Origin of the sequence: Pseudomonas sp. W5-36, from assembly GCF_046540455.1 — a bacterium.
GTDB lineage: Bacteria > Pseudomonadota > Gammaproteobacteria > Pseudomonadales > Pseudomonadaceae > Aquipseudomonas > Aquipseudomonas graminis_B.
In genome coordinates, this window is the sequence record NZ_JAXCIQ010000034.1 from 2,501 (window position 1) to 5,372 (window position 2,872).

1 rRNA gene (only partly in view) is annotated in these 2,872 nt (G+C 52.0%); it reads left to right on the forward strand.

Annotated features, from left to right (window positions below):
• Positions 1-2,781, forward strand: a 23S ribosomal RNA gene (locus SLW74_RS27430); it begins 112 nt to the left of the window's first position.
• Positions 2,782-2,872 lie beyond the last annotated feature (91 nt).

A 2,872-nucleotide genomic window follows, 5' to 3' on the forward strand; every position in this document is an offset into this window, starting at 1 on the left:
GTCTGAATGGGGGAACCCAGCTGTCATAAGACAGTTACCTTACACTGAATACATAGGTGTATGGAGCGAACCAGGGGAACTGAAACATCTAAGTACCCTGAGGAAAAGAAATCAACCGAGATTCCCTTAGTAGTGGCGAGCGAACGGGGACCAGCCCTTAAGTTGATTTGAGATTAGCGGAACGCTCTGGAAAGTGCGGCCATAGTGGGTGATAGCCCTGTACGCGAAAATCTCTTGTCAATGAAATCGAGTAGGACGGGGCACGAGAAACCTTGTCTGAACATGGGGGGACCATCCTCCAAGGCTAAATACTACTGACTGACCGATAGTGAACCAGTACCGTGAGGGAAAGGCGAAAAGAACCGCGGAGAGCGGAGTGAAATAGATCCTGAAACCGTATGCGTACAAGCAGTGGGAGCCCACTTTGTTGGGTGACTGCGTACCTTTTGTATAATGGGTCAGCGACTTATTTTCAGTGGCGAGCTTAACCGAATAGGGGAGGCGTAGCGAAAGCGAGTCTTAATAGGGCGTCTAGTCGCTGGGAATAGACCCGAAACCGGGCGATCTATCCATGGGCAGGTTGAAGGTTGGGTAACACTAACTGGAGGACCGAACCGACTACCGTTGAAAAGTTAGCGGATGACCTGTGGATCGGAGTGAAAGGCTAATCAAGCTCGGAGATAGCTGGTTCTCCTCGAAAGCTATTTAGGTAGCGCCTCATGTATCACTGTAGGGGGTAGAGCACTGTTTCGGCTAGGGGGTCATCCCGACTTACCAAACCGATGCAAACTCCGAATACCTACAAGTGCCGAGCATGGGAGACACACGGCGGGTGCTAACGTCCGTCGTGAAAAGGGAAACAACCCAGACCGTCAGCTAAGGTCCCAAAGTCATGGTTAAGTGGGAAACGATGTGGGAAGGCTTAGACAGCTAGGAGGTTGGCTTAGAAGCAGCCACCCTTTAAAGAAAGCGTAATAGCTCACTAGTCGAGTCGGCCTGCGCGGAAGATGTAACGGGGCTCAAACCATGCACCGAAGCTACGGGTATCATCTTAGGATGATGCGGTAGAGGAGCGTTCTGTAAGCCTGTGAAGGTGAGTTGAGAAGCTTGCTGGAGGTATCAGAAGTGCGAATGCTGACATGAGTAACGACAATGGGTGTGAAAAACACCCACGCCGAAAGACCAAGGTTTCCTGCGCAACGTTAATCGACGCAGGGTTAGTCGGTCCCTAAGGCGAGGCTGAAAAGCGTAGTCGATGGAAAACAGGTTAATATTCCTGTACTTCTGGTTATTGCGATGGAGGGACGGAGAAGGCTAGGCCAGCCTGGCGTTGGTTGTCCAGGTTTAAGGTGGTAGGCTGAAATCTTAGGTAAATCCGGGGTTTCAAGGCCGAGAGCTGATGACGAGTGTTCTTTAGAACACGAAGTGGTTGATGCCATGCTTCCAAGAAAAGCTTCTAAGCTTCAGGTAACCAGGAACCGTACCCCAAACCGACACAGGTGGTTGGGTAGAGAATACCAAGGCGCTTGAGAGAACTCGGGTGAAGGAACTAGGCAAAATGGCACCGTAACTTCGGGAGAAGGTGCGCCGGTGAGGGTGAAGGACTTGCTCCGTAAGCTCATGCCGGTCGAAGATACCAGGCCGCTGCGACTGTTTATTAAAAACACAGCACTCTGCAAACACGAAAGTGGACGTATAGGGTGTGACGCCTGCCCGGTGCCGGAAGGTTAATTGATGGGGTTAGCTAACGCGAAGCTCTTGATCGAAGCCCCGGTAAACGGCGGCCGTAACTATAACGGTCCTAAGGTAGCGAAATTCCTTGTCGGGTAAGTTCCGACCTGCACGAATGGCGTAACGATGGCGGCGCTGTCTCCACCCGAGACTCAGTGAAATTGAAATCGCTGTGAAGATGCAGTGTATCCGCGGCTAGACGGAAAGACCCCGTGAACCTTTACTATAGCTTTGCACTGGACTTTGAATTTGCTTGTGTAGGATAGGTGGGAGGCTTTGAAGCGTGGACGCCAGTCTGCGTGGAGCCAACCTTGAAATACCACCCTGGCAACTTTGAGGTTCTAACTCAGGTCCGTTATCCGGATCGAGGACAGTGTATGGTGGGTAGTTTGACTGGGGCGGTCTCCTCCTAAAGAGTAACGGAGGAGTACGAAGGTGCGCTCAGACCGGTCGGAAATCGGTCGTAGAGTATAAAGGCAAAAGCGCGCTTGACTGCGAGACAGACACGTCGAGCAGGTACGAAAGTAGGTCTTAGTGATCCGGTGGTTCTGTATGGAAGGGCCATCGCTCAACGGATAAAAGGTACTCCGGGGATAACAGGCTGATACCGCCCAAGAGTTCATATCGACGGCGGTGTTTGGCACCTCGATGTCGGCTCATCACATCCTGGGGCTGAAGCCGGTCCCAAGGGTATGGCTGTTCGCCATTTAAAGTGGTACGCGAGCTGGGTTTAGAACGTCGTGAGACAGTTCGGTCCCTATCTGCCGTGGACGTTTGAGATTTGAGAGGGGCTGCTCCTAGTACGAGAGGACCGGAGTGGACGAACCTCTGGTGTTCCGGTTGTCACGCCAGTGGCATTGCCGGGTAGCTATGTTCGGAAAAGATAACCGCTGAAAGCATCTAAGCGGGAAACTTGCCTCAAGATGAGATCTCACTGGAACCTTGAGTTCCCTGAAGGGCCGTCGAAGACTACGACGTTGATAGGTTGGGTGTGTAAGCGCTGTGAGGCGTTGAGCTAACCAATACTAATTGCCCGTGAGGCTTGACCATATAACACCCAAGCAATCTGCACAGAGACAGCAGATTGCGGTGTGTGAAGACGCATGAAGACGAAAGTTTGCGAACACACAAGCGGTACCTT